The organism is Thalassospira profundimaris (genome assembly GCF_003326755.1).
Taxonomy (GTDB): Bacteria; Pseudomonadota; Alphaproteobacteria; order Rhodospirillales; family Thalassospiraceae; genus Thalassospira; species Thalassospira profundimaris_B.
Genome location: NZ_JPWH01000013.1, coordinates 66,400 through 92,464, shown reverse-complemented (window position 1 = coordinate 92,464; position 26,065 = coordinate 66,400). Strand labels below are relative to the sequence as shown.

Annotated in this window: 21 protein-coding genes; 16 read left to right on the top strand and 5 right to left on the bottom strand. The window is 55.0% G+C overall.

Going from position 1 to position 26,065, the window contains the following annotated elements; translation table 11 throughout:
* Positions 1-127 precede the first annotated feature (127 nt).
* Positions 128-2,818 carry an aconitate hydratase AcnA gene (gene acnA, locus TH25_RS15620; RefSeq protein ID WP_114089289.1) on the bottom strand — a complete coding sequence of 897 codons (2,691 nt, stop codon included), beginning with the start codon at positions 2,816-2,818 and terminating at the stop codon, positions 128-130.
* A gap of 846 nt (positions 2,819-3,664) precedes the next feature.
* Here acnA and TH25_RS15615 point away from each other — a divergent pair.
* The 8 genes from TH25_RS15615 (at position 3,665) to TH25_RS15580 (ending at position 13,590) form a co-directional block, all read left to right on the top strand.
* Positions 3,665-4,477, top strand: a complete 813-nt coding sequence (locus TH25_RS15615) for an ABC transporter ATP-binding protein (RefSeq protein WP_114089288.1) — start codon at positions 3,665-3,667, stop codon at positions 4,475-4,477.
* A gap of 2 nt (positions 4,478-4,479) precedes the next feature.
* Positions 4,480-6,432 (top strand): long-chain fatty acid--CoA ligase, encoded by a 1,953-nt coding sequence (locus TH25_RS15610; protein WP_114089287.1) that lies wholly within the window; start codon positions 4,480-4,482, stop codon positions 6,430-6,432.
* Between the two features lie 66 nt (positions 6,433-6,498).
* Positions 6,499-7,392: a branched-chain amino acid ABC transporter permease gene (locus TH25_RS15605; protein ID WP_114089286.1), complete on the top strand. Its 894-nt coding sequence runs from the start codon at positions 6,499-6,501 to the stop codon at positions 7,390-7,392.
* 18 nt (positions 7,393-7,410) lie between these two features.
* Entirely contained in the window at positions 7,411-8,484 is a 1,074-nt protein-coding gene (locus TH25_RS15600; RefSeq protein ID WP_073955588.1) for a branched-chain amino acid ABC transporter permease, read from the top strand.
* Positions 8,485-8,589: 105 nt separating this feature from the next.
* Positions 8,590-9,831 (top strand): ABC transporter substrate-binding protein, encoded by a 1,242-nt coding sequence (locus tag TH25_RS15595; RefSeq protein ID WP_114089285.1) that lies wholly within the window; start codon positions 8,590-8,592, stop codon positions 9,829-9,831.
* A 165-nt stretch (positions 9,832-9,996) separates the two neighbouring features.
* Positions 9,997-10,818 (top strand): ABC transporter ATP-binding protein, encoded by an 822-nt coding sequence (locus TH25_RS15590; RefSeq protein ID WP_114089284.1) that lies wholly within the window; start codon positions 9,997-9,999, stop codon positions 10,816-10,818.
* Positions 10,819-10,885: 67 nt separating this feature from the next.
* Positions 10,886-12,124, top strand: coding sequence for a phenylacetate--CoA ligase family protein (locus TH25_RS15585; RefSeq protein WP_114089283.1), 1,239 nt, complete (start codon positions 10,886-10,888; stop codon positions 12,122-12,124).
* A 296-nt stretch (positions 12,125-12,420) separates the two neighbouring features.
* Complete coding sequence (locus tag TH25_RS15580; RefSeq protein ID WP_114089282.1) at positions 12,421-13,590, top strand: trans-sulfuration enzyme family protein; 1,170 nt, start codon at positions 12,421-12,423, stop codon at positions 13,588-13,590.
* Positions 13,591-13,673: 83 nt separating this feature from the next.
* On the opposite strand, the gene TH25_RS15575 is transcribed toward TH25_RS15580, so the two are convergent.
* From TH25_RS15575 to TH25_RS15560, 4 genes are read right to left on the bottom strand one after another with little or no spacing between them, the layout of a single operon-like run.
* Positions 13,674-14,072, bottom strand: a complete 399-nt coding sequence (locus TH25_RS15575; RefSeq protein WP_114089281.1) for a hypothetical protein — start codon at positions 14,070-14,072, stop codon at positions 13,674-13,676.
* A gap of 56 nt (positions 14,073-14,128) precedes the next feature.
* Complete coding sequence (locus TH25_RS15570; RefSeq protein WP_114089280.1) at positions 14,129-15,382, bottom strand: hypothetical protein; 1,254 nt, start codon at positions 15,380-15,382, stop codon at positions 14,129-14,131.
* 46 nt (positions 15,383-15,428) lie between these two features.
* Positions 15,429-16,616 carry a hypothetical protein gene (locus TH25_RS15565; RefSeq protein WP_114089279.1) on the bottom strand — a complete coding sequence of 396 codons (1,188 nt, stop codon included), beginning with the start codon at positions 16,614-16,616 and terminating at the stop codon, positions 15,429-15,431.
* A 13-nt stretch (positions 16,617-16,629) separates the two neighbouring features.
* Positions 16,630-17,859, bottom strand: coding sequence for a hypothetical protein (locus TH25_RS15560; protein ID WP_114089278.1), 1,230 nt, complete (start codon positions 17,857-17,859; stop codon positions 16,630-16,632).
* Positions 17,860-18,056: 197 nt separating this feature from the next.
* On the opposite strand from TH25_RS15560, the gene TH25_RS15555 reads away from it, so the two are divergent.
* The 8 genes from TH25_RS15555 to TH25_RS15520 all read left to right on the top strand — a co-directional run bounded on the left by TH25_RS15555 (position 18,057) and on the right by TH25_RS15520 (position 26,061).
* A complete protein-coding gene (locus TH25_RS15555; RefSeq protein ID WP_114089339.1) occupies positions 18,057-19,256 on the top strand; it encodes an MFS transporter in 1,200 nt (399 codons plus the stop codon).
* A gap of 232 nt (positions 19,257-19,488) precedes the next feature.
* Positions 19,489-22,356 (top strand): monovalent cation/H+ antiporter subunit A, encoded by a 2,868-nt coding sequence (locus tag TH25_RS15550; RefSeq protein WP_114089277.1) that lies wholly within the window; start codon positions 19,489-19,491, stop codon positions 22,354-22,356.
* 5 nt (positions 22,357-22,361) lie between these two features.
* Complete coding sequence (locus tag TH25_RS15545) at positions 22,362-22,715, top strand: Na+/H+ antiporter subunit C (protein WP_114089276.1); 354 nt, start codon at positions 22,362-22,364, stop codon at positions 22,713-22,715.
* Positions 22,715-24,271, top strand: a complete 1,557-nt coding sequence (locus TH25_RS15540; RefSeq protein WP_114089275.1) for a monovalent cation/H+ antiporter subunit D — start codon at positions 22,715-22,717, stop codon at positions 24,269-24,271. The genes TH25_RS15545 and TH25_RS15540 overlap by 1 nt, the downstream gene beginning before the upstream one ends.
* Before the next feature lie 18 nt (positions 24,272-24,289).
* Positions 24,290-24,784 carry a Na+/H+ antiporter subunit E gene (locus tag TH25_RS15535; protein WP_258549181.1) on the top strand — a complete coding sequence of 165 codons (495 nt, stop codon included), beginning with the start codon at positions 24,290-24,292 and terminating at the stop codon, positions 24,782-24,784.
* Positions 24,781-25,050, top strand: coding sequence for a K+/H+ antiporter subunit F (locus TH25_RS15530; RefSeq protein WP_073955598.1), 270 nt, complete (start codon positions 24,781-24,783; stop codon positions 25,048-25,050). The genes TH25_RS15535 and TH25_RS15530 overlap by 4 nt, the downstream gene beginning before the upstream one ends.
* 11 nt (positions 25,051-25,061) lie before the next feature.
* On the top strand, positions 25,062-25,463 hold the full coding sequence (locus TH25_RS15525) for a Na+/H+ antiporter subunit G (protein WP_114089338.1): 402 nt from the start codon (positions 25,062-25,064) through the stop codon (positions 25,461-25,463).
* A gap of 205 nt (positions 25,464-25,668) precedes the next feature.
* Complete coding sequence (locus TH25_RS15520; RefSeq protein WP_114089273.1) at positions 25,669-26,061, top strand: VOC family protein; 393 nt, start codon at positions 25,669-25,671, stop codon at positions 26,059-26,061.
* Positions 26,062-26,065 lie beyond the last annotated feature (4 nt).

Sequence of the window (26,065 nt, the reverse complement as noted above, 5' to 3'; positions counted from 1 at the left end):
GAATGAATAATTTAAACAGTCTTTAGGGTGAAGTTCAGGAGATAGATCAATTCAAAATCAAAAAACACCCCGCCAGCAGAACTGACGGGGTATTTTTGACTGTCCTGAAAACCCCGAAGGGGCGTGATCAGGCCGCGTCTTTGATCATGTTGCGCAGCACGAACTGCAAGATACCGCCATTCTGGAAATACAGAACTTCGTTTTCGGTATCGATGCGGCACATGGCGGTTGTTTCCTCGGTCGAACCATCCTTGCGGGTGATGCGAACGGTCACATCCTGCTGCGGGGTGATGCCATCGGCGATGCCGACGATATCGAAGGTTTCGGTACCGTCCAGCTTGAGCGACTTGCGACCTTCACCATTTTTGAACTGCAACGGCAGGACGCCCATGCAGACCAGGTTGGTGCGGTGAATACGTTCAAAGCTTTCGGCGATAACGGCCTTCACACCTAGAAGATTGGTGCCTTTGGCTGCCCAGTCACGCGAGGAACCGGTGCCGTATTCCTGACCGGCAACAATGACCAGCGGCGTGCCTTCTTCCTGGTAACGCATGGCAACATCATAAACCCAGTTCTGTTCGCCAGACGGGTAATGAACCGAAACACCGCCTTCGGTGCCTGGTGCCATTTCGTTACGGATACGGATATTGGCAAAGGTACCGCGCATCATGACTTCGTGGTTGCCACGGCGTGCGCCGTAGGAGTTGAAGTCGCGAACGGCAACGCCATTGGCCTTGAGGTATTCACCTGCCGGGCTTTCTTCCTTGATCGAACCGGCCGGAGAAATGTGGTCGGTGGTGACAGAGTCACCCAGGATCAGCAGCGGACGCGCACCCTTGACGTCGGAGAATTCACCCGGTTCAGCTGCCATATCGACAAAATAGGGCGGGTTCTGAACATAGGTGGATTTGCTGTCCCACTCGTAGGTTTCGCCTTCGGTGATCTGGATTTCCTGCCACGGTTTCGGACCGGCAAAGATATTGTCGTAACGGTCCTTGTACATCTTGGCCGAGATCGAGGCCGCGATGGTATCCGCGATTTCCTTGTTGGACGGCCAGATGTCCTTCAGGAAAACATCATTGCCATCCTGATCCTGACCCAGCGGGTCATTGTTCAGGTCAACCTTCAGGTTCCCGGCGATGGCATAGGCCACAACCAGCGGCGGCGAGGCAAGATAGTTTGCCTTCACATGCGGGCTGATACGGCCTTCAAAGTTGCGGTTGCCCGACAGAACGGCCGTAACAAGCATGTCCTGGTCTTCAATCGCACCGGCAATCGGACCGGCGAGCGGGCCGGAGTTACCAATACAGGTGGTGCAGCCAAAACCGGCGACGTTAAAGCCAAGCTGATCCAGGTAATCCTGCAGACCGGCCTTTTCAAGATAATCGGCCACAACCAGCGACCCTGGTGCGAGCGAGGTTTTCACCCACGGCTTGCGCGACAGGCCCTTCTCGGCAGCCTTTTTGGCCAGAAGGCCAGCCGCGATCAGAACGCTCGGGTTCGAGGTGTTGGTGCAGGACGTGATGGCGGCGATAACAACGTTACCGTCCTTCATCTTGAAGTCTTCGCCTTTGACATCGACGGTACGTTCGGCGTCAACACCAGGTGCCATATCGGCAAAGGTTTTGGTGAAGCTTGAAACCGCATCCTTGAGCGGCACGCGGTCCTGCGGGCGTTTCGGACCGGAAAGTGCCGGTTCGACGGTCGAGATGTCCAGTTCCAGGGTGTCGGTATAGTCGGCTTCAAAGCCGCTTTCCCGCCACATGCCCTGTTCCTTGGCATAGGCTTCAACCAGGGCAACCTGTTCGTCGGAACGGCCGGTGGAACGCATATAGTTCAGGGTTTCGTCATCGATCGGGAAGAAACCACAGGTCGCGCCATATTCCGGGGCCATGTTGCCGATGGTGGCACGGTCCGGCAGGCTCATATGATCCAGCGCATCGCCATAGAATTCGACGAATTTGCCAACAACGCCTTTTTCACGCAGCATCTGAACGACGCGCAGAACCAGGTCGGTTGCGGTAACACCTTCTTTGAGCGAACCGGTCAGCTTGAAGCCGATGACTTCGGGGATCAGCATCGAAATCGGCTGACCCAGCATGGCGGCTTCGGCTTCCAGACCACCCACACCCCAACCGAGAACGGCCAGGCCATTGACCATCGTGGTGTGGGAATCGGTGCCGACCAGGGTGTCGGGATAGGCAACATTTTTGCCGTCGCCGTCCTTGCCGGTCCACACGACCTTTGCCAGATGCTCGATATTGACCTGGTGGCAAATGCCGGCTCCCGGGGGGACGATGCGGAAATTGTTAAAGGCGTTCTGGCCCCAGCGCAGGAACTCGTAACGTTCGCCGTTACGTTCAAACTCGACCTGCATGTTTTTGTCGAGTGCGTCGTCGGTGCCAAAAAAGTCAACCATGACCGAGTGGTCAATGACCAGGTCAACCGGTGACAGCGGGTTCACCTTCTGGGCATCGCCGCCCATATTGACCACGGCATCACGCATTGCGGCAAGGTCCACGACGGCGGGAACGCCGGTGAAGTCCTGCATCAGCACACGGGCCGGACGGTAATTGATTTCGTGGGTGCTTTTACGCGATTTCAGCCATTCGACGACGGCTTTGATATCGTCGGCTTTTACGGTGAAATCGTCTTCGTAACGCAGAAGGTTTTCAAGAACGACCTTCAGCGTGAAAGGCAGTTTGGAAACGTCGCCGATTTTTTCGGATGCAGCTTTAAGGCTGAAATAGTCGAAGGATTCATCCCCGACCTTCAAAGTGCGGCGCGTTTGCAGGTTGTCTTTGCCACAAATGGACATCAGACCCTCCTCAAGGTGGTTAAAGGGCTTGTCGTGACAAGACACCCCGACCGTCGGAGCGCCGAGCGGTGGGCTATCTGTTAACCGTGACGCGGGTCACGATACACATAAGAAGTGCGAGGGCGTTACACCACAAATCCCGGTGAAAGTCCAGACCCCGAAAAGGGTCTTTCGCAAAATCACCCTGATAACAGGGCTTTGCCCGCATGGCTGGGGACGCTGTTTTAAATTTAACGCCCAAAATGCGGTATTTTCAGTCGCCGTACAGTGCGATTGCTGTGCGAGTCCCATCCTGCCCAACCTTGTTTTGGTGCCTGGTTCTTTCCTTGGTATTCCGTGTTGTAGTGGAAAGGCAGAAAGAAGAAAGCAACGCGGTTTCAATGCAGTGTGAAACAGTTTTGAAATGTTATCCAATTGCGAATCGGCAGGGATTTTGCGAAATGAAATTTCAAAATTGGTGCCGCAGACGAAGAAATGTGTGGTTGAGAAGCAGTTTGTGTGATGCCGCACCGCGATAGTGCTGTTTTTCACAGCCTTCATTCTTTCAGATATTAACCTTACGGAATGTTACGTCCCGACAGCGTGGATGACGGTATCGGCATGGTTGTGCGTTGCGGTAGGCAGCATTGTGGTCAAATACAGCCTCAGCAACGCGTTGACGCTATTGTGTGAATTTGGTACTCAAATACGTATTAATTGCGTTGCAACCTTTTCGGTATCGACCGGCGGGTAATAAAGAACAAACGCAAATCAGGGAAACGCTGAAATTTGGACGGTTCATTGCACGGTGCCCGAACGGGCGGGGTGCAGGTGAACGCGGCCCAGGTCAGGGAGGATACCAGGACGATGACGTCATCGGACCCTATTTTGAGCATCAACGATGTGTCGCTGGTTTTTGGCGGCGTGCGGGCGTTGAGTGACGTCAGTTTTTCGGTGCAGAAAGGCGAGCTGTTTTCGATTATCGGCCCGAACGGGGCGGGTAAAACATCGATGCTGAACTGCATTTCCGGGCGTTATCATCCCACTAGCGGATCGGTGCATTTCAAGGGCCAGGACGTAACCGGCCTGAAACCGAATGCCCGCGCCGAACTGGGGGTGGGACGAACGTTCCAGAACCTCGCCCTGTTTGGCCATATGTCGGTGCTTGATAACATCATGGTCGGGCGCCACCACCTTTTGAAAAACAATTTTCTGACCGGCCCGCTTTACTGGTTTTCCGGCGCGCAGAAAGAAGAGCTGGAACACCGCAAATTCTGCGAAGACGTGATCGATTTTCTCGAAATTTCCCATATTCGCAAGGCAACGGCGGGCACCCTTTCCTATGGGTTGCGCAAGCGGGTGGAGCTGGCGCGTGCGGTTGCACTGCGCCCGGACCTGATCCTGCTGGATGAACCCATGGCGGGCATGAACCTTGAAGAAAAGGAAGATATGGCCCGCTTCATCATTGATCTGAATGAAGAATGGGGCATGAGCGTTGTCATGATCGAGCATGACATGGGTGTTGTGATGGATATTTCATCGCGGGTCATGGTGCTGGATTTCGGCCGTAAAATTGCGGCAGGCCTGCCCGAAGAGGTGATGGCCAATGACCACGTCAAGAAAGCCTATCTTGGCGAGGAAGATGACGAAGACGACAGCGTATCGGGGAAGGTCGCCTGACAATGAACAAATATACCGTGCCTGACTACGCCGATATTGCTGCACTTGATACCTTCCCCAAGGTGCTGGCCTATAACGCCAAAAACTGGCCCAACGATGTTGCCATGCGCGAAAAGGAATTTGGCGTCTGGCAGGAATTTACCTGGCGCAATTACAATGACCGTGTGAAATGGATGAGCCTGGGCCTGCGCGAACTGGGCGTGGGCGCGGGCGATGTTGTGGGCATCATTGGTGAAAACCGGCCCGAATGGGTGTGGGCGGAGATTTCGGCCCATGCGCTGCGGGCATGGTCGCTCGGCCTGTATCAGGACAGCCTGCATGATGAAGTGGCCTTTCTGATCACCTATGGCGAAGCAAAAGTGATTGTCGCCGAGGATGAAGAACAGTGCGACAAGCTGCTGGAGCTGGAAGACCAGATTCCAACGGTTGAAAAGATCATTTATTGTGACCCGCGGGGGATGCGCAAATATGATGATCCGCGCCTGATGGCGGTGGAAGACCTCTATGAGCTTGGCCGCAAGGTTGAGGCGCGCGATGCTCAGGCCTATGCCCGCTTGCTGGCAGAAACCCGGGGCGATGAATGCGCGATTTTGTGCACCACATCGGGCACAACATCCAAACCAAAAATGGCGATGCTCAATGCCGGGGATTTCCTGGATCATTGTGCGGCCTATTTGCGGGCCGACCCGAAATTGCCGGGTGATAATTATGTGTCGGTTTTGCCGCTGCCCTGGATCATGGAACAGGTCTATGTCGTCGGGCAATCGCTGGTCAGCCGCCAGATCGTCAATTTTGTGGAAGAGCAGGAAACCATGATGGCCGACCTGCGCGAGATCGGGCCGAATTTCGTGCTGCTGGCCCCGCGTGTGTGGGAAGCCATTGCCGCCGATGTCCGGGCGCGCATGATGGATTCAACGCCCTTTAAGCAAAAAATGTATGACTGGGGCATGAAGCTGGCCCGTGGCGCGCTGGAGAATGGCGGGCATTCCAAGGCAGCGGATATTTTGCTGATGAATGCCTTAAAAGACCGGCTGGGATTTAGCAATTTGCGATCAGCCGCCACCGGCGGGGCAGCGATGGGGCCGGAAACCTTCAAGTTTTTCCATGCCATGGGGGTGCCGCTGCGCCAGCTTTATGGTCAGACCGAACTGTGTGGTGCCTATACCATCCATCAACCTGACGATATTGATTTTGATACCGTCGGAGTGGCGTTTGATAATTCGGAAATCAAGGTGATCAATACCGATGAAAACGGGGTGGGCGAAATTGTTGCCCGCACATCGGGCATGTTTACCAGCTATTATAAAAACCAGTCCGCCTATGACGAGGATGTGGCCGATGGCTGGATGCGCACCGGGGATGCCGGATATTTCAAAAAGGACAATAACCATCTGGTGGTGATTGACCGTTTGAAAGATTTGGCCGAAACATCGACCAAAATCCGCTATTCGCCGCAATTCATTGAAAACAAACTTAAATTCTCGCCCTTCATTGCCGAGGCGGTGATTTTGGGCAAGGGCCTGCCGTTTTTATCGGCCATGATCTGCATTCGCTTTTCGATCATGGCGAAATGGGCCGAACAGCGCGGTATTTCCTTTACCAATTATACCAATCTGTCGGCCCAGCCACAGGTCTATGACATGATTGCCGAGGAAGTGCGCCAGGTAAACGAAACCCTGCCCGAAGCACAGCGCATCCGCCGGTTTCTGCTGCTGTATAAGGAACTGGATGCCGATGATGGCGAACTGACCCGGACGCGCAAGGTGCGTCGGGGTGTGGTTGCCGAAAAATATGCCGACATTATCGATGCGGTTTATTCGGGCACCGAGACGGTCGATATCGACACCATGATTACCTTCCAGGACGGATCAAAAACCCGGATTCAGACCAGTGTGCGCGTGGTCGATCTGGAAGGTCCGAACGGGGTGCAGAACGCCCCGAAAGCCGCCGAATAACCATAAGACGCGGCAAAAAAACAAAACCGGGGATGGCCGCATCCTCGCCATGACAGGGATGGCACCATGAATTTTGAACTGTTGTTTCAGTTATTGCTCAACGGGCTGATTGTCGGAACGCTTTATGGCGTGGTCGCCATGTGTTTTGTGCTGATTTACAAATCAACCCAGGTGGTCAATTTCGCGCAGGGCGAATTCCTGCTGATCGGGGCGTGGGTCTGTTATGCGTTTCTGGTCGAATTTCAAATGCCGTTCTGGCTGGGATTTGTCTTTACCCTGCTGTTCATGATGGCCTTTGGCATTATCCTGCAAATGGTGATTTTACGCCCCATGATTGGCGAACCGATCATTTCCGTCATCATGGTGACAATCGGCCTGTCTATTTTCTTTCAGGCGGCGACAAAATGGATTTTTGGCGCCACCACGGCGACCTATCCGCAGGTGTTTGATACCCGCACCATCAGCCTGTTCGGCATGCAGATTGAAACGGCCTATATCATGAGCTTCGTGATCTCGCTGGTGATCATGGCGGCGTTTTACTGGTTTTTTAAATATTCCAAACTGGGCCTGGCAATGCGCGCAACCGCTTTTGACCAGCAGGTGGCCCAAAGCCTGGGCATTTCGGTGAAAACCGTGTTTGCCATGTCCTGGGCGATTTCGGCCCTGGTTTCCGGGGTCGCAGGGATTGTGATCGGCATGGTCAATGGTGTGTCATCGGGCCTGTCGGTGATTGGCATCAAGGTGTTTCCGGCGGTTATTCTGGGCGGGCTGGATTCCATCATCGGGGCGATTGTGGGCGGGGTGATTATCGGCCTGCTGGAAAACGGGGCGGAGTTTGTGGACGGGCAGTATCTGCACTGGGGCAACCTGTTTTCCATCGCACCGTTTTATGTGCTGATTATCATTCTGTGCATCAAGCCATACGGCCTGTTTGGCACCAAAGACATCGAACGTATCTGATCAGGGGGACGATCCATTATGGCCGGTTTTTCAATGCGTCCCTGTGGCGATTTCCGAACCACCTATCGCCAGGACACGCGGATATTTGACACCACCTTTGTGCGCAATGCCGCCATTCTGGGCATTGTCGCGGTGGGGCTGATCCCGTTTGTTCTTGATGGTTATTACGTTAATCTGTTTATCCAGATTTCCTATTTCGCCATTGCCGCTCTGGGGCTGAACATTCTGGTTGGCTTTACCGGGCAAATCTCGCTTGGTCATGCGGCGTTTTTTGGCTTTGGGGCCTTTGCCTCGGCCTGGATTAACAATCATACCGGCATTCCGGTTTTGCTCTCCATTCCGCTGGCAGGCATGGCAACGGCGGCAGTGGGGCTGTTGTTTGGATTGCCAGCAGCTCGTATCAAGGGGCTTTATCTGGCAATCGCGACCCTGGCTGCCCAGTTTATCCTTGAGGATTTCTTTGCCCGTGCGGACTGGTTTACCGGCGGATCTTACGGGGCGGCGGCCAATCCGATCAATGTGTTTGGCTATGAAATCATGGATGATTTCAGCTTCTTTTATGTCAGCCTGTTTTTCCTTGTGATCATGTATGTGCTGGGTAGCAACCTGATGCGGTCGCGAGACGGGCGGGCCTTTGTCGCGGTGCGTGACCATTATCTGTCGGCTGAAATTATGGGTATTAACCTCACGAAATACCGTTTGCTCAGTTTTGCCGTGTCGTCCTTTTATGCCGGTATTGGCGGGGCGCTTTATGGGCATTATCTGGGCTATGTCTCGGCAGAGGGTTTTACCATCCTGCTTTCCATCCAGTTTCTCGGCATGATCATTATTGGTGGCCTTGGGTCGGTTAAAGGGGCGCTGATGGGCACCGTGTTTATGGTGCTGCTGCCCGAAGTGATGGAAACCGGCGTTAGTGCACTTAGTGTTTTTGACTGGGCCAACAGCACCGCTGTGACCGATGGCCTGGCCTATATCAAGGAGATGGCGATCGGTCTGGCCATCATCCTGTTCCTGATTTTTGAACCCGACGGTCTGGCTCACCGCTGGCAACAGATCAGGGCGTACTGGAAGCTTTATCCCTTCTCGTACTGACCAAACCCCCACTGGGCGGGCGATTAAACCCCGCCTGGACAATAAAAATACGGGGGAGACCGGGAGGCTTTTGTGTTCAATGAAACGTCCAAGGGAGACGTCGAGATGAAGAAACTGATTGCGGCAACCGCGATGATGGCAACCGGCCTTTCGGTTGGCGCGGCCAAGGCGGAAGACAGCGTGTTTGTCGGCCATTTGATGGATATTACCGGGGCAACCGGCTTTATCGGCAAGTTCTATGCCGATGGTGTGCGTGATGCGCTGTCCTATATCAAGGAAAATGGCGGGATTGACGGCACCCCGCTGGAATTTGAATCGGTCGATTACGCCTATAAGGTGCCCCAGGCGATTGCCAATTACAAAAAGTGGCGTTCGCGCAACAATATGATCGCGATGCAGGGCTGGGGAACGGGCGATACCGAAGCTTTGATTTCCTTTGTTGCCAAGGATGAAGTGCCGGTTTATTCGGCCTCCTATTCCGGCCATTTGACCGACCCGACGGGCAAAAACCCGAAAACCGCAAAACCGGCCCCCTATAACTTTTTCTATGGGGCGTCCTATTCCGATGCCTGCCGGGCAATGGTGCAATGGGCTGCCGAGGACTGGAAGAAAAAAGGCGGCGAGGGCAAACCGGTATTCAGCCATATCGGCGACAACCACCCTTATCCCAATGCCCCCAAAGAAGCCTGCGCGGAATATGCCACCGAGCTGGGTTTTGATGTGACCAGCCCGGTTGTGGTGTCGATGAAGCCGGGGGATTTCAAGGCACAGTGCCTGACCCTGAAAGAAGCGGGGACCGATTATGGCTATCTTGGCAACCTTGGGCCGTCGGTGGTGTCGCTGGTGAAATCCTGTGGCACGGTGGGGGTTGATCCGACCTGGCTTGCCAATATCTGGGCGGGGGACTACGAAACCCTTAAAACCATTGGCGATGTTGATAATTATGTTTTCCCGGTCATGACCAGCTTCTGGACGGACGAAGGGGTGCCGGGCATGGAACTGGTGCGCAAGATTTCAATGGAATCGGATAAAACCGGCGAGCAGTTCCGTACCCACCATTATATTCGCGGCATTTGCTCGGTCTATTACATGAAAGAAGCCATGGAATGGGCCAAGGAAAATGGCGGCATTACCGGCGCGAATATCAAGCAGGGCATGTATGCCCGCACCGATTGGGTGCCCAAAGGTCTGGAAGGCGTTTGCATGCCCGCCACCTGGACGGCCGAAGACCATCGCGGCATTAACACCGTCAATATCTATAGCGGTGAAGCCCACGGCGGTGATGTGAAAGTTACCAAACTGGAAACCGTGACCCTACCGCGTCGTGATGACTGGCTGGGCTACTAGGACCTGTCGCCTTTCGGTGTGAAACGATGTCTCCCGCCGGGTGCCGGAACCAGCTGTTTTCCCCAAAACGGTTCCGGCACCCTGGTGGCGGCGTCACCATCGCCGGATACTTATTCAGTGTATTGATTTGTTTTTTATTTTTAGCTGCTGTTGCGAAGGTGATCCATGTCCGAACCCGCCCGCAAAATTGAAACCGCGCCGCCGCTGTTGTCGGTCAATAACATCGAAGTCGTTTATGACGACGTGATCCTTGTTTTGCGCGGCGTGTCGCTTGATGTGCCACAGGGCAGCATTGTGACGTTACTGGGGCCGAACGGGGCGGGGAAATCCACTACGCTCAAGGCGATTTCGGGTCTTTTGAAAACCGAGGATGGCGAGGTGACGCGCGGCGAAATTACCTTTGCCGGGCAGCCCATTTCCAACCGTTACCCCGAAGATATTGTGCGGTCCGGCATTTTCCAGGTGATGGAAGGCCGCCGCATTATCGAGGATATGACATGCCTCGAGAATTTGCGTCTGGGCGCCTATACCCGCAAGGACAAGGGCGTTAAAGACGATATCGACATGGTGTTTGACTATTTCCCGCGCCTGCGTGAACGCACCGGGCTGGCTGGCTATTTGTCGGGCGGGGAACAGCAGATGCTCGCCATTGGTCGCGCGCTGATGGCGCGCCCGAAAATGATTTTGCTGGACGAACCCTCGATGGGGCTGTCACCCTTGCTGGTCAAGGAGGTCTTTGGCATCATTGAAAAGATCAACCGTGATCAGGGTATCACGATGCTGATTGTCGAACAGAATGCCAATTTTGCCCTGAAGGTTGCCGATTATGGATATATCATGGAAAGCGGCAAGGTGGTGCTCGATGGTACCCGCGACGAGCTTTTGAATAACGAGGACGTCAAGGAATTTTACCTTGGCGGCGGGTCGGAAGACCGCAAAAGCTTCAAGAACATCAAATCCTATAAACGGCGCAAACGCTGGCTGTGATGCGGCGTTCCGACAGAATTGCCGTTTGGACGGCGCACCGGCACTTTTCAAGCACACGGAACAGGCCATGACATTGCAAACCTATTTTGACGACAAGGAAACCCTGGCCCCGGACGCCCGCGAAGGTCGCCTGATGGCATCATTGCCGGGCCTGATTGCCCATGCCCGTGACAAGACCAAAGGCTTTGGCACCATTTTGCAGGGGGTGGCGAGTGGGGCCGTGACCAACCGGGCGGAACTGGCAAAATTGCCGGTTACTCGCAAATCCGATCTGATTGCCATGCAGGCTGAAAATCGCCCCTTTGCCGGGTTGAATGCCACACCAGTTGGTGCGCTGGGCCGTGTTTTTCAAAGCCCCGGTCCGATTTACGACCCGGAGGGCAAGGGGGATGACTGGTGGCGTATGGGCCGGGCCTATTATGCCGCCGGATTTAGGCCCGGTGATGTGGTGCATAATTGCATGTCCTATCACCTGACCCCGGGTGGCTTCATTTTTGACAGTGGCGCGCGCGCCTGTGGCTGTGCGGTGATTCCGGCGGGTGTTGGACAAACCGAAAGCCAGGTGACGGCGATCGCCGATATCCGCCCCACCGGCTATGTCGGCACCCCGTCCTTCCTGAAAATCCTGATCGAAAAGGCCGATGAAATGGGGGCGGATGTGTCCTCCATCAGCCGGGCGCTGGTCTCGGGCGAGGCCCTGCCGGAATCCCTGCGGGGCTGGTTTGCCGAACGCGGTGTGACCATGCTGCAATGTTATGCCAGTGCCGATCTGGGCCTGATTGCCTATGAAAGCGAGGCCCGTGACGGCATGATCGTGGCCGAGGATATTATCCTGGAAATCGTGCGTCCGGGAACGGGCATTCCGGTGGCGGATGGCGAGGTGGGCGAAGTTTTGGTGACGTCGCTGAATATGGATTATCCGCTGGTGCGCTTTGCCACCGGCGATCTTTCCGCCATTTTGCCAGGGCAAAGCCCGTGCGGGCGCACCAACCAGCGCATCAAGGGATGGATGGGCCGGGCCGATCAGACCACCAAGGTAAAAGGCATGTTTGTCCATCCGGAGCAAGTGGCCGAGGTGGTGCGCCGTCACCCCGAAATTGCCAGGGCGCGGCTGGTTGTGTCGCGGGTGAATGACAATGATGTCATGACACTGGCCTGTGAAACCGATGCCAGCGGGTTTGATGCCGATGCGGTGGCGGCCACCGTGCATGATGTATGCAAATTGCGCGGCATTGTTGAACCGGCCACACCGGGCAGCCTGCCCAATGATGGCAAGGTGATCGATGATCAGCGCGACTATAATTGAAATCTGATTGCTATATTTGAAAAAGTCCGGCGTATTTCTGTCCGTGCCGGACTTTCATTCCCGCTCGGGAATTACCTGGCTGTGCGATGACCTCGCACAGCTTTTTTTTGCATTCTGCGATTTGGGGCGGCTTACGTGCTATCGGGCCTTGCATGGTATGATGAAATGCGATCTGTTATGAATACTGTTTGCCAAAGCGGAAGGATTGCAAGGATTTACCTTGCCGGTCCGGATGTCCGCGTCATCATTTGTCTGCCGTCATACCCTGAAATTACCGCCACCACGGAGCGCCCCACATGAAAGACCAAACCGTTTGTGTTTGTCCGCCCGAAATATCCCATGAAGGTTTTGCCAGCCTGGCAACACCGACTTATCGTGCCTCTACCATTGCCTTTGAAAATTCGGCGGCCTATGCCAGCCGGGCGGAGCGTGGCGATAAGGGGTATGTTTATGGGCTGCATGGTACGCCGACCACCCGCACGCTCGAAGCCGCGATTTCGGCCCTTGAAGGCGCAAAATACACGATGGTGCAACCTTCCGGGCAGGCCGCCATTTCGCTGGTCTTTCTGGCTTTGTTAAAGCCGGGCGATACGGTTTTGGTGCCTGATTGCGCCTACCCGCCGGTCAGCACCCTGTGTAACGGGTACCTTGCCGAACGTGGTATTGCGCATCGGGTTTATGACCCGCTGATTGGTGCCGATATTGCCAGTATGTTGGATGACAGCGTTAAACTGGTCTGGGTGGAAAGCCCCGGTTCGGCAACAATGGAAGTACAGGATCTGCCCGCCATTGCCGGGGCCGCCCGTGCAAGGGGCATTCCGGTGGCGATTGACAATACCTGGGCCAGCCCGCTGCATTTCAAGCCTCTGAATTTTGGTGCCGACATTGTCGTCGAGGCCCTGACCAAATATTTCGCCGGACATTCGGATTTGCTGATGGGCTCGGTCTCGGTCAATGACGATGCCCTGCATGCAAAATTGAAATCGACCCTGCACATGCTGGGCATCGGGGTATCGCCTGACGATTGCACGCTGGTGTTGCGCGGCATGGAAACAATGGCGGTGCGCCTGAAACATGGCAGCGCGGTTGCGCTGGATTTCGCCACCCGCATGGCCAAAAAGATGGACCCGAAACGGGTGTTGCATCCGGCCCTGTCCAGCCACCCGCAACATGAAATGTGGAAGCGTGATTTTGCCGGGGCCAGCGCGCTTTTCAGCATTGTCGTCCCGGCGGACAATGCAAGCGAGCTGAATAGCCTGATTGATCAGGCAAAAACCTTTTCGATTGGTGCATCCTGGGGCGGGACGCACAGCCTGATGGTGCCAATGGCAATTGGCGAGATGCGCCAGTTTGCCGGTAATGCCCCCGATGGCCTTGTCCTGCGCCTGTCGATTGGCATGGAAGACCCAGAAGATTTGTGGGCCGATCTGGAACCGATTGTCGAAATGGTCGCACGGCATGGTTAGTCCGGTTTGCGGCCTGACATAAGGCACGGTTAAAATGCGGCCCGGTTTGGGTCAATCGGGCCGCATTCTCCGATTGGATAAGATCAGCCCGACGAGGCCAGGGTGATGGCAATGACTGCCTGATCCCCCGAATTGTCGATATTGACGTAAATGGAATCCTCGTTGGTATTGTCGGTGAGGTTCCAATCGGCTGAACTGTCACTGAAACTGAGGGTGCCAAAATTCACCCCCGTTGTGGGGTTGGTAATTTTGATCTTGAACCTGGCAGATTCAAAAAAGCAACTGCCACTGTTCTTGGCCTCGATATATTCCCCGTGGCCGGAGGCGGGATAGCTGCTGTTTGCCTGGATCGTAAGATCATTGAAATATTCAAGATGGCTGCCATCACCGCCATTCTGATACATGCAGTTCACGTCGGTGACGTAGGTTTTCATCGCTTCGTCACGGTTGTTCGTGACTTTCATGAAGGCGCCATAACCCATTGGATTTCTCCTGCGGAATTGTTTGAAATCGGGACGGAATGAAGGTTCGAAACGGTTTACTGTTTCGGGGTGATGTGAACGAGAACACCGTAGAAATACTGCCCCTTGGTTTCGCCATCGAGTTTGCTGATGGCCGCCGTAACGCTGTAGCAGTCAAAATCGTGCGTGACGCTGAGCTTGCCGTTCGATTGTGAATTGGCGTCGTAGGTATCTTTCGCGCTGCCGCTGCTTTCACCGACCCATACGGTATTTTCCCCGTCCCACGGGATAGAGATGACAAGGTTTGCTGGCGTGGAAGAGCCACTTTTGGGCGTTAGCGTAATCAGATTGCCAATCGAGCCCAGATCGCTGGAATTAATGAACTGGAACGAGGCCTCGTAAGCACATTTGACCGAGGTTTCATCTCCCCACATGTCGGTATAGTAGGACAATTGCGGGATGATTTTGCCGTTATCTGTTTTGGGGGAAACCGATGTCTTGCCGGCATCCTGATAGGCGATGTCCCAGGCAAAATCATATTCGGTTTCATTGATGATCAAGACCGAGTTGATCATTTTATGGCCCAGGGCACTAACGATCAGCGGCAAGGCGGCAATTGCACCCATACCGGCCACTTCCAGACCCGCCGATGCCCAGTCAATGGTCGCATATTCAACACCTTCTTCTGCCAGTTCACCGCCCACTTCTTCGGCAGCTTCCGAGGCATCGGAAAGGGCATCGTCGGCGGCTTCCTCGGGGTCAACCGCCGGGTCCTCGACGCTGGATTCTTCCTGAATGGTTTCGGCGTTTTTCGTCAGCCAGGTTTTCATATTGCCATAAAGCGGTTTCAGAAGGTCGGCAAACAGCTTTTGCGACAGTACAATACCTGCCGGAAGCCCGGCAACCGAAACGGCAAAGGACATGGTTTTTGACAGGGCATTGGTGGTGTTGCCCGTTTGAATGGTCGCCACGCCAACAACCGGCGGGTTATCGCTGTCACCCGCAGCATCCGCGCTGGCAGCCATGGTATTGCCGCGATAGAAGGCGCCATAACGCATATCGACATTGCCATTGGACCCCATCATGATGGGGTTGCCATCCTTGTCTTTGCCTGGTGCAAAGGGGTTGTCTTGGCTTTGCGCATTGGTGGCAAGCCAGCCCCAGAAATCGGATGTCTGGTTCATGCTGTCATAAAAATTCTGCAAGGCATCGCCACCGGCCTTGGCTTCGTTGATCACCTTGCTGAAATTTTCGTTCACAACATTGGGAAAACCGCCCCTTGTAATCGGTTTGGTGGTGAGTTTGGCCGTATTGGTATCGTTCGCAGACATGAGAATGCTCCGTTGATGAAAAATCGGATTGTGGAAAAGTTGGATGTCAGGAAATGACGATCAGAACGCCATACCAGTACCTGTCATCCGTGGTGCCGTTTAGCGCACTGATTGCCATATCTATTTGCAGGTTTTGGGCATCGGTATGGTATGTCAGTTGATGCGGGGACCCGCTGTGACTCTCCCAGATTGTTGCCGCATCTTCATTGGACGCGCCGGCCCAAATGGTATTGTCACCCGACCAGGGCACGGAGATAACGTCGCGAATGGGGGATTCTGCCGTGCCTGTGCAGGAAAGGACGAGGCCGATCGCCCCATAGGTGTTGCTGTTGATATATTGGGACAGTGCCGTTTGCAGAAGGGTGCCCGTCAGGGTGCCACTGGCATTACCAGGGACCTCTGCCGGGACGGGCAAACTGGATGCAGGCCAGTTCACCGAAGCCTTGCCATGGATCTGGTCAAGTGGTGTCAGATCAATGGTTCTGTTGCTTTTATTGATGACCATCACGGATAAAAACATCGGATGGGACAAATATTCAAAAACCAGGGGGACCGCCATCAAGGGGGCAACAACCCCGAGACTGAAGGCCATTTCGTTAAAATCTGCGAGAACCTTTTTAAGTCCCCAGCTTGCCAGGGAACCCAGCGCACTGATGGTTTTTTGTGATGCCGTGGTAATGATGCTGACAATGGCCGTTTGCGGATCAATCGAGGGATCTTCGGTTGACGCCATGCTGGCAAGCTGACCGGCAATGCCTTTCAACAAATCAGCAAACCCTGCATACAGGGTCGGACGAAGCGAATTGAAAAACGGCTCGTCTATCGTGCCTGCGGGCGGCTGACTGTCTAGCATGATACTTGCGGCCAATAGTTGCTGAACTTTGGTTTCAGTATTGCCAAGTTCAACAAAAATGGTGCCGATCGGCGTATCAGGCGTGAATGGACGACCGGACCATTCGGCCAAAATCCGCATGTTGATGTTGCCGCTTGACGCCATGACGATCGGCTGACCGGCGCTATCGTGTCCATCGACAAAGGAGAGAGTCCCCGCGGCGATGTCCTGCCAGAAAATGGCGGTCTGGTTCAGTTGGGAAAAGAAGTCTTTTGTGGGTTCACCGCCCTGAAGGGCGGCATTCAGGGTGGTGGAAAGCTGTTCGGTTTCCAGAATGGGAAACCCGTTTGTAATCGGGGCATAGCGCACCTGAAGTGTGTCGCTGCTAACTTGCTGTGTCATGGGAATTTCCGCCTCACAATGCTTCAAGACGAATGACGCAGTAATATTCGTCATGATTGCCCGACAGGGCATTGATCGCCAGTCGTGTGTAGAATTTCAGATTGGTATGTTCGACCGTGATTTTGGCGTCGCGGCGCGCGGCATTATCGTAAATCTGTTGCCAGTCCGGTTTGGCAGGCACATCGCCAAGCCACAGGACATTGTCTGCAATCCAGGGGATGGAAATGACGGCGGCAATATCGGTTTCCGGGCCTGCATTTTGGGGAGTGAGATGCAGCACCAGGCCAATTCCGGTAAAGCCGCTTTTATTCATCGAGCTGTAATTGGCCTGGTAGGCGACACTGACTGTTGTTTCATCGCCCCAAATGTCCGTGGCTTTGCCCAGCTTGGGAATGGTGGTTTCTTTGGGCTGGGAGGTCATGGAGCCTTCATCGACATATTCCACCTTCCAGACAACGTCATAATCCGTGAAGTTATCGACTTCAAAATGCAGGATGAATTTCTTTTCAAGGGCACCGACGATAAAGGGAATGGCAATGACCGCGCCCAGAATGGCAAGTGGCGGGGCCACCGCTGAAAGATCAATCAGGGCATCGGCTGCGACGTCTTCCACAACAATTTCGGCGGCATCTTCGCCAACACTGTCTGCGGCGTCGGCGGCTGCATCGCTGATTGCGTCACCTGCGGCATCCAGATCGCCGTCCAGTTCCATGTCTGCCCAGTTATCCAGGCATTTTTGAAACATGTTTGCCAGTTTTTTGAGGATCGGCTTGAACAATGCGTCGATCAGGGCTTTGCCTGCTGCAATGCCTGGCGGCAGTTCGGCAAGGCCGACGGCCAAATTGATGATTTTGTTAATTGATTCCGGCGCGGGAAGTTGAAGCTGAATGGTGGCAAGACCGTGTGCCGGTGGCGGCATGGTGTCGTGGGCGGCGGCATATAATGGCGTGTCGTTCGGCCCGGCGAGTTGAAGATTGATGCGCAAGGTGGTTTGCCCGTCGGTCGCCGTCGTCTGTTTTGATCCGTTCGGGCCATCTTCATAGTGATAGGCCGCATCGCCCTTTTTTTGTAAATAGGAGGCAAAATCGGCAAATTTTCCAACATGTTGCAAATAGTATTGCGTGCCTTCACCGCCGGACACCGCATTATCAATGATGTCTTTGTAAACCGTGTTGTAATTATAGGGAAATCCATCAGCCGTTAGCGGTGATGTTGTAATTTTGAGTTGGGGTTTCGACGTCATGAGAGAGTTCCTGATAGTTTTGCTGATTGGCAGGAAGACTGTTAAGTCGAGTGGTTTTTTGACGCTGGCAACCGATTGTCGTGAACCTGATTTTCAGAAATTATGTAACATCACGATTTTGGGGGCTTTCCGGCGTGGCGGGCGTGCCGGGAGGTTTGGACAACAAATGGGGGCAGCATGGGCAACCTGTTGTGGACATGAAAAAAGTCTTTGACGTCAGCCTGATCACGGTGTGCCAGTTGCTGGCATTGTCGCTGTGGTTTTCGGCAACGGCGGTGTTGCCGCAATTGCGGGCGGAATTCCATTTGGGGGCCGTGCAATCCTCGCTTTTTACCAGTTCGGTGGTGATGGGTTTTATTTTGGGCACGCTTGCCAGCGCCTTTTTGGGTCTGGCCGACCGGCTGGATCCCAGGCGCTTTTTTGCCCTGTCCGCGCTGGTGGCGGGGGGTGCCAATATCCTGATTTTGGCGGTGCCGGTGGATGGCATCGCGGTTATGTTCCTGCGGTTGTTAACCGGCATTTGCATGGCGGGCATTTACCCGATTGGCATGAAAATGGTGGCGACCTGGGCACGGGGCGATACCGGCTTTCTGGTCGGTTTGCTGGTGGGGGCGCTTACGCTGGGTTCGGCTTTGCCACATTTATTTTCGGTCGCCCTACCGCTGGACTGGCGGCTGGTGATGGTCGCAGCAAGCGGATCGGCCTGGCTGGCGGCCCTGGGGGTGTTGTTTGTCAAACTGGGCGGGGCTGTTGGCCGGTCCCCCCGGTTTGATCCGGGCGCGGTTCGGCATATCATTGCCAATAAGGCGTTGCGCCATGCCGGTTATGGTTATTTCGGCCATATGTGGGAACTTTATGCCATGTGGGGCTGGACGGGGCTGTTTCTGTTTCGCACTTATCAGGCACGGGGCGTTGATGATGCGTCGCTGTGGGCGGCCTTAACCACCTTTGCCATTATTGGCATTGGTGCGCTGGGAAGTTTGCTGGGCGGGATATGGGCGGACTGTTGGGGACGTACCACCATTACCATTTCCGCCATGAGCATAAGCGGCCTGTGCGCCCTGTTCACAGGCGCACTGGCGGCGGCGCCCCTGCCGGTACTGGTGATTGTTTGCCTGATCTGGGGGATTTCCGTGATTGCGGATTCCGCCCAGTTTTCGTCCTGCGTGATTGAACTGGCCGAACCGGACCATGTGGGCACCGCGCTGACGCTGCAAAATGCGGTGGGTTTTTTCATTGCCCTGGTCTCGATCCATCTGGTGCCTGTGGTCGCCGATGCCTTTGGCTGGTGGGTATCCTTTGCCATGCTGGCGGTTGGCCCTGTGATGGGGGTAATGGCAATGGCGCGCCTGCGGGCGATGCCCGATGCGCGAAAACTGGCCCGCGGACGGCGTTAGTCTTTCTTTTATATGGAAAAATCAGAAAAACTTATTGCCAGAACGGCAAAAACATCGCTTTTTCTTGGGTGATCAGGTTCACTTGACCCCTCCGGGTCTGCGCCCTAAGCAAGAAAAGTAAAGCGTGTGGGGTTTTCTTGACCACATTTCGCACAAATATTAGGTTCTGCCAGAATTTTCTTGCCGCGCGCGTCGGGGCGTTGCGTCATTCTCCTAAAAACAAGGGTCTTTCATGAGTCTTACCCTCATTGTTTTGCTCCCCTTTCTTGGTGCGTTGCTGCCAGCAATCCTGATAAGGGCCGGGCGCAACACCTGTGCAACCGCGACGGGTGCGGTTACGCTGACGGCACTGATTTTGCTGGCGTCACTGGCACCGGCCGTGATGGCGGGCGAGGTTATACACGTTCGTTATGAATGGCTGCCTGCGCTGGGGCTGAATGTGAATTTCTTCCTGGACGGGTTGGGGCTGCTGTTTGCCACCCTGATTTTGGGAATCGGGCTGCTGATTATCATTTATGCCCGGTTTTATCTGTCCAAGAATGACCCGATGGGGCGGTTCTATGTGTTCCTGCTGTTATTCCAGGGCGCAATGGTCGGTATTGTCACATCCGACAATATCCTGCTGTTGCTGATTTTCTGGGAACTGACCTCGCTTAGCTCGTTCCTTTTGATTGGTTACTGGAAACACCTGCCCGAAGGGCGACAGGGCGCGCGGATGGCGCTGACCGTCACCGGGGCCGGCGGGCTTTCGATGATTGCCGGGATGCTGATACTGGGCCATGTCGTGGGTTCTTATGACATCAGCGTGATTTTGCAGAATGGCGATCTGATCAAATCATCGCCGCTTTATGCCCTGGCAACGGTGTTGATCCTGCTGGGCTGTCTGACCAAATCGGCACAGTTTCCGTTCCATTTCTGGTTGCCCCATGCAATGGCAGCCCCGACGCCGGTTTCGGCCTATCTGCATTCTGCCACGATGGTCAAGGCGGGGCTGTTTTTGATGGCGCGTTTGTGGCCGGTGCTGTCGGGTACGGATGAATGGTTTTATATCGTCGCCACATCGGGCCTGATCACGATGGTGATGGGGGCCTGGATTGCGATGTTCAAGGATGACCTCAAGGGGCTTTTGGCCTATTCGACGGTCAGCCATCTGGGCCTTGTTACCATGCTGTTTGGCTTTGGCACGCCTTTGGCGGCTGTGGCCGGTGTGTTTCACATCATCAACCATGCCACCTTCAAGGCGGCCCTGTTTATGACGGCGGGCATTATTGACCATGAGGCGGGCACGCGCAGCATTCGCCGCCTGGGCGGGCTTGCCAGCCTGATGCCGATTGCCGCCACCATTGGCATTATCGCCGCCGCATCAATGGGCGGTACCCCGCCCTTTAACGGCTTCCTGTCCAAGGAAATGATGCTGGATCAGTCGCTGCATACCGCGTGGCTGGGGCAGGATTGGGTTTTCCCGGTGCTGGTTACGGTTGGTGCGCTGTTTTCGGTGGCCTATTCCTTCCGGTTTATCGTGCATGTGTTTTTTGGCCCGAAACAGAAGGAATATCCCCATCATCCGCATGACCCGGGATTTGGTCTGTGGGGCCCGCCTGCGCTGTTAACCGTGCTGGTGGTGCTGATTGGCCTGTTCCCGGCGGCGGTTGCCGGGCCGCTGGTGGATGTGACATCGCGCGCGGTCATTGGCGGTGAATTGCCGGAATTCCATCTTGCCCTGTGGCATGGCTTTAACACCCCGCTGATGTTAAGCGCGATTGCGCTTGCTGGCGGCCTGTTATTGCTGTGGCGGCATGGCGGCCTGATGAATGCGACCAAAAACCTGTCACGGCCCGAAGCCAAGGCCATGTTTGACTGCTTTATCCAGAAACTGGTGGGGGTTGCACGCGGTGTTACCGACCTGTTCCATAGCGGATCACTGCAGTTTTATCTGGCATTTATGCTGTTGGCGGCGGTTGCGATTGGCTTTACCGGGTTCTTCACCCATGACGGCTTTATGCCGGGCACGCGCGAATTGCTGCCGGTCAGTGTGCCGGTGGTCATTGGCTGGGCACTTTTGATGCTGACCTGTGCGGCAACGCTGATTTTGCATTATAACCGTTTGCTGGTTTTGCTGTTTGTCGGCGTGATTGGCCTGATTGTTTCGCTGGGCTTTATTTACCTTTCGGCCCCGGACCTGGCCCTGACACAGATTTCGGTTGAAGTTGTCACCGTGATCCTGATGTTGCTGGCGCTCAACATCCTGCCGAAGGAAACCCCGAAGGAAAGCACATCGGGCCGCCGTTTCCGCGATTTGCTGATTGCGGCAGTGGCGGGCCTGGGCATGGGCGGTGCTGTTTGGGCGGTCATGACCCGCGATGGCACGACGATTGCCGATTATTACCTGCAAAATTCGGTATTGCAGGGCGGTGGGCATAACGTTGTGAACGTTATTCTGGTTGATTTCCGTGGTTACGATACCTTTGGCGAAATTACGGTGCTGGGTATTGCCGCGCTGACGATTTTCGCCCTGATCGAAAGTGTTGCCAGCGGCAAAGCCGCCGAAAGGCTGGCGAACTGGGTGAAGGAACACCGGGAATCTGCCGAACGCCACCCGTTGATGATGGTGATTGCAACACGCGTGATGCTGCCGCTGTCCCTGATGGTGGGTGTTTACATCTTCCTGCGTGGTCATAACGAACCGGGTGGTGGCTTTATTGCCGGTCTGGTCGTGTCCATCGCCCTGATCATGCAATATATGGCCTCGGGCTTTGGCTGGACGCAAAACCGCATGCGCGCCAATTATCATGCGATGATTGCGCTGGGCGTGATTGCGGCGGCGATTACCGGCATGGCGTCCTGGGTTTTGGGTTATCCCTTCCTGACCAGCACGTTCGGACATTTCCATATTCCATTTGTTGGCGATATCGAACTCGCCAGTGCGATGGGCTTTGACCTTGGCGTGTTCCTGACGGTGGTGGGCGCTGTGATGCTGGCCCTTGCCAAACTCTCGCAGGTGGAACGCATGGCCGAACATAGCGACATCAATACGGAACCGATGGACCATGATCCATCGACGGCGCGTCCCCTGACGTCGCCACAGCGAAACGAGGTCTGATCATCATGGAATTTCTGGTAGCAAGCAGTATCGGCCTTTTAAGCGCATGTGGTGTTTACATGCTGTTGCGCGGAAGGACCTTTCCCGTGGTGATCGGATTGTCGCTGCTGTCCTATGCGGTCAATGTGTTTTTGTTCGCGATGGGCCGGTTGCAGGTGGATATGCCACCGATCCTGAGCGACAGCGCGACCGGTTATACCGACCCGTTACCCCAGGCGCTGGTTTTGACCGCGATTGTGATTTCCTTTGGCATGACAGCCGTGATCGTAGTGCTGGCCTTGCGCACCTATCTTGAAATCGGTAATGACCATGTTGATGGCCTGCCCGGCGGCCCGACTGATTCCGGAGAAACGAAATAATGGGTAACTGGATGATCGTTCCCGTCGTGCTGCCTTTGGTTATGGGGGCACTGACTGTTCTGGCAGTCCGTCATGACCTGATATTGCAGCGCGTTTTTTCGGCTTTTACCGTGGTTGCCTTGTTGGCCGTCTCGATTGCCCTGGTGTCATATGCTGCCCATACCGGGCCGGAAATGTATGCGCTGGGCAACTGGCCGACGCCGTTTGGCATTGTCCTGGTGCTGGATCGTCTGTCGGCGATGATGGTGCTGTTAACCTCTATCCTGGCGATTATTGTCTGGTTTTATGCCTCGCGCGAATGGGACAAACGCGGCAAGCATTTTCATGCCCTGTTCCAGTTCCAGCTTATGGGCATCAATGGCGCGTTTCTGACCGGCGACTTCTTTAACCTGTTCGTGTTTTTTGAAGTCCTGCTGATCGCATCTTATGGCCTGATGCTGCATGGGGCCGGGGGTGAGCGCCTTAAGGCCGGGATGCAGTATATTGTTGTCAATCTGACCGGTTCCAGCCTGTTTCTGATTGGCGTGGGGCTGATTTATTCTGTTACCGGTACGCTGAATATGGCCGATCTGGCCCTGAAGGTGCCGCTGGTGCCCGATAGTGACCTGGCCTTGCTCAAGGCGGGGGCGCTGGTGCTGTTTTTGGTGTTTTGCATCAAGGCGGCAATGGTGCCGATGCACTTCTGGCTGCCCGGGACCTATGCCAATGCTCCGGCGCCGGTGGCGGCCCTGTTTGCCATCATGACAAAGGTCGGGGCCTATTCCATTTTGCGGCTGTATTCGCTGGCCTTTGGCGGAACGGCAGGGGACCTTTCCTGGCTTGTCGCACCTTATTTGTTGCCAGCCGCGCTTGTAACGCTGGTGGTGGGGATGGTCGGTGTGCTGGCGGCCAAACAATTGACCCGGATGGTGGCCTTTGCTGTTGTTGGATCGATGGGGACATTGATGATTTCAATTTCCCTGTTTACCCCGGATTCCGTGGCAGCGGGCCTGTATTACATGCTGCATTCCACCTTTGCCGGTGCGGCGCTGTTTTTGATTGCCGATCTGGTGATTTCGCGGCGCGGGCAGTTTGGCGGCATTTTGCATGCCGCTCCGGAAATTCGTCAAAGCGGCCTGATCGCGGCCCTGTTTTTCATGGGGGCGATTGCAATGGCCAGCCTGCCGCCGCTTTCGGGGTTCCTGGGTAAATTGCAAATCCTGAGTGCAGCACAAAATTCGCCCCACATGATCTGGATCTGGGCGGCGATTTTGGGCACCTCGCTTTTGAATATTATCGGCTTTGGCCGGGCGGGCAGTGTGCTTTTCTGGAAAAGTTCGGCCACCGAAGGCGAGATCCAAACCGCATCGGACCAGACTTTTCCGCCACAGGCCATTATCGCCACGGGCATGATGCTGGCGATGCTGGTGGCGTTAACGGTTTTTGCCGGGCCGGTCACGGGGTATTTGCATGATACCAGTGCCGAACTGTTTGATACGACCGGTTATATTCGTGCGGTGATGGGGGCTGATGCCCCTGTTGCCGAAGTCACCACCGTTGCGCCCTTTGCACAATAAGCAGCAGAAAGGACAGTGATGATGTTGAAACGTTATCTTCCCCACCCGCTGCTGAGTGTGGCTCTGGTTGGTATCTGGGTGATGCTGGCCAACGAGATTTCGGTCGGAACCGTGCTGTTTGCGGTTATTCTGGCGGTGGTTATTCCCCTGATCAGCCAGAGCTTCTGGCCGGGGCGGCCCAAGGTCGGCAATATCTGGGCGATTTGCGAATATGGCCTGATTGTGCTGTGGGATATTCTGGTTGCCAATGTCGTGGTGGCGGGGCTGGTGCTGTTTCGCAAGGCCGATAGCCTGCAACCGGCCAGTGTGACCGTGCCGCTGGATTTAACCTCGCCCGAGGCGATTACCGCCCTTGCCGGGACCATCACCATGACGCCGGGTACCGTAACGGTGGATTTATCGCGTGATGCCCGCTCGCTTCTGGTGCATTGCCTGCATGCCCCGGACCCGCAAGGTGTGGTTGACGATATCAAATCGCGCTACGAACGCCGTTTGAAGGAGATTTTTGAATGATTGAATATGCCCTGAACTTTGCGTTTGTTTGCGCAGGCCTGGCGTTGCTGATCAATCTGTGGCGTTTGTCCTTCGGGCCGACCATTGCCGACCGTGTGCTGGCGGTTGATACGATGGCGATTAACGGTATCGCGCTTTTGGTGCTCTATGGCATTGGCCGGGCCACATCGATGTATTTCGAGGCGGCCTTGCTGTTTGCAATGGTGGGGTTTGTTTCGACCGTGGCCTATTGCAAGTTCGTCCTGCGCGGCGACATCATCGAATAGGAATGGATGTGATGGAATTTATTGTTGAACTCGTCATTTCCGTTCTGATCGTGATTGGGGGCCTTTTTACCCTGATCGGGTCGTTCGGGCTGGTCAAGCTGCCCAATCTTTTGATGCGTCTTCATGCCCCGACCAAGGCAACGACGGTGGGGGTCGGGTCCATCCTGATTGCATCGATGCTGTTTTTCTGGGTTGAACGCGGCACATTTACCATTCATGAATTGCTGATCACGATTTTCCTGTTTCTGACCGCACCGATCACGGCGAATTTGATTGGCAAGGCCTATTTGCTGCGCCATGTCGACCCAAAGGATGATTTGCCCCATACCGGCGAAGCCGAAGGCTGGGCCACTTTTGATGTGCGTGACCCCGAGGAACAGCCCCGGGATCCGGGCAAACTGCCGCAGGACTGAAGGCGACGTTCTGATCTGTTGGGCATGAAAATGAAAAACACCGGTTCTGGCAGCAGGGCCGGTGTTTTGTTTGGGGCGGTGGAATGTCTTGCGGGTTTCTGCACACTGGTTTTTGCGAAAACACCCGCGCGCGGTTTCTGGTATGCTGTGTCAAAGACCGACATGGGCAGACAAAACTTAATGCCACACAAGGGGCGCGCGTTCGATGACAGTGCTAAGCCACATTACCCTGGGAACCAATGACAAGGCCCGGTCGGCCCGGTTTTATGATGCGGTTTTGGGGGCAATTGGTTTTGACCGCCTGCCAAAACCCCCTGAAAAGCCGCTGGCCTATGAACGGGATAGTCACATGCCGACGATTTACATTTACAGCCCCGAAGATGGTCGCCCGGCAACATGGGGCAACGGCACCCATATTGCCTTTCTGGCGGAACGCCGTGAACAGGTGCGGTCCTTTCACGAATTGGCATTGAAAAATGGCGGTATGGATGAAGGCGCACCGGGCGAACGCCCGCATTACGGGCCGGATTATTATGCCGCCTATGTGCGCGACCCGGATGGCAATAAACTGCAGGCTGTCTGTTACGGGCCAGACTAGGCGA

What these genes read in the sequence shown, in the direction of transcription:
- acnA (WP_114089289.1), bottom strand. Translation starts at nt 2,818, where the DNA reads ATGTCCATTTGTGGCAAAGACAACCTGCAAACGCGCCGCACTTTGAAG.
- TH25_RS15615 (WP_114089288.1), top strand. Translation starts at nt 3,665, where the DNA reads ATGACGTCATCGGACCCTATTTTGAGCATCAACGATGTGTCGCTGGTT.
- TH25_RS15610 (WP_114089287.1), top strand. Translation starts at nt 4,480, where the DNA reads ATGAACAAATATACCGTGCCTGACTACGCCGATATTGCTGCACTTGAT.
- TH25_RS15605 (WP_114089286.1), top strand. Translation starts at nt 6,499, where the DNA reads ATGAATTTTGAACTGTTGTTTCAGTTATTGCTCAACGGGCTGATTGTC.
- TH25_RS15600 (WP_073955588.1), top strand. Translation starts at nt 7,411, where the DNA reads ATGGCCGGTTTTTCAATGCGTCCCTGTGGCGATTTCCGAACCACCTAT.
- TH25_RS15595 (WP_114089285.1), top strand. Translation starts at nt 8,590, where the DNA reads ATGAAGAAACTGATTGCGGCAACCGCGATGATGGCAACCGGCCTTTCG.
- TH25_RS15590 (WP_114089284.1), top strand. Translation starts at nt 9,997, where the DNA reads ATGTCCGAACCCGCCCGCAAAATTGAAACCGCGCCGCCGCTGTTGTCG.
- TH25_RS15585 (WP_114089283.1), top strand. Translation starts at nt 10,886, where the DNA reads ATGACATTGCAAACCTATTTTGACGACAAGGAAACCCTGGCCCCGGAC.
- TH25_RS15580 (WP_114089282.1), top strand. Translation starts at nt 12,421, where the DNA reads ATGAAAGACCAAACCGTTTGTGTTTGTCCGCCCGAAATATCCCATGAA.
- TH25_RS15575 (WP_114089281.1), bottom strand. Translation starts at nt 14,072, where the DNA reads ATGGGTTATGGCGCCTTCATGAAAGTCACGAACAACCGTGACGAAGCG.
- TH25_RS15570 (WP_114089280.1), bottom strand. Translation starts at nt 15,382, where the DNA reads ATGTCTGCGAACGATACCAATACGGCCAAACTCACCACCAAACCGATT.
- TH25_RS15565 (WP_114089279.1), bottom strand. Translation starts at nt 16,616, where the DNA reads ATGACACAGCAAGTTAGCAGCGACACACTTCAGGTGCGCTATGCCCCG.
- TH25_RS15560 (WP_114089278.1), bottom strand. Translation starts at nt 17,859, where the DNA reads ATGACGTCGAAACCCCAACTCAAAATTACAACATCACCGCTAACGGCT.
- TH25_RS15555 (WP_114089339.1), top strand. Translation starts at nt 18,057, where the DNA reads ATGAAAAAAGTCTTTGACGTCAGCCTGATCACGGTGTGCCAGTTGCTG.
- TH25_RS15550 (WP_114089277.1), top strand. Translation starts at nt 19,489, where the DNA reads ATGAGTCTTACCCTCATTGTTTTGCTCCCCTTTCTTGGTGCGTTGCTG.
- TH25_RS15545 (WP_114089276.1), top strand. Translation starts at nt 22,362, where the DNA reads ATGGAATTTCTGGTAGCAAGCAGTATCGGCCTTTTAAGCGCATGTGGT.
- TH25_RS15540 (WP_114089275.1), top strand. Translation starts at nt 22,715, where the DNA reads ATGGGTAACTGGATGATCGTTCCCGTCGTGCTGCCTTTGGTTATGGGG.
- TH25_RS15535 (WP_258549181.1), top strand. Translation starts at nt 24,290, where the DNA reads ATGATGTTGAAACGTTATCTTCCCCACCCGCTGCTGAGTGTGGCTCTG.
- TH25_RS15530 (WP_073955598.1), top strand. Translation starts at nt 24,781, where the DNA reads ATGATTGAATATGCCCTGAACTTTGCGTTTGTTTGCGCAGGCCTGGCG.
- TH25_RS15525 (WP_114089338.1), top strand. Translation starts at nt 25,062, where the DNA reads ATGGAATTTATTGTTGAACTCGTCATTTCCGTTCTGATCGTGATTGGG.
- TH25_RS15520 (WP_114089273.1), top strand. Translation starts at nt 25,669, where the DNA reads ATGACAGTGCTAAGCCACATTACCCTGGGAACCAATGACAAGGCCCGG.